Source organism: Vibrio sp. T9, assembly GCF_003123985.1.
Taxonomy (GTDB): Bacteria; Pseudomonadota; Gammaproteobacteria; order Enterobacterales; family Vibrionaceae; genus Vibrio; species Vibrio diabolicus.
This window is the reverse complement of the sequence record NZ_NIGY01000139.1, coordinates 1-332: the sequence shown is the minus strand read 5'-3', so window position 1 is coordinate 332 and position 332 is coordinate 1. Positions and strand designations below refer to the sequence as shown.

Here is a 332-nt window from a genome sequence, read left to right as displayed (position 1 = left end):
ACCGGCCTGCGTACCGTCTTCCTGGCGACGACGACGGCGACCGCCGCGACGACCGCGACGACGGCGCTGGCCGCCCTCGGTGTCCTTGGTTTCGGTCGAGGGCGCGCTGCCATCGGCGGCGAGCGAGCCTTCAACCTGGGTCAGCGGCTCGTCGGTGATGACCGGCGAAATGCCTTCCTCGACCTTCAGCGGCGCGTTGGGCTTCTCGGCCGGTACGCGCACGGCGCCCGGTGCGGCAGCCTGGGCGGCGCCGGCGACAAGCGTCGTGGCCTTTTCGATCTTCTCGACCTTCTCGCCTTGCGGCTGACGCTCGCCACGCGGCTGACGACGGC

Annotated in this window: 1 protein-coding gene; it reads right to left on the bottom strand. The window is 71.7% G+C overall.

The window, feature by feature from the left end; all coding sequences use genetic code 11:
- Positions 1-332: hypothetical protein (locus CBX98_RS26410; protein ID WP_172606048.1), on the bottom strand; the 332-nt coding region annotated here is incomplete at both ends.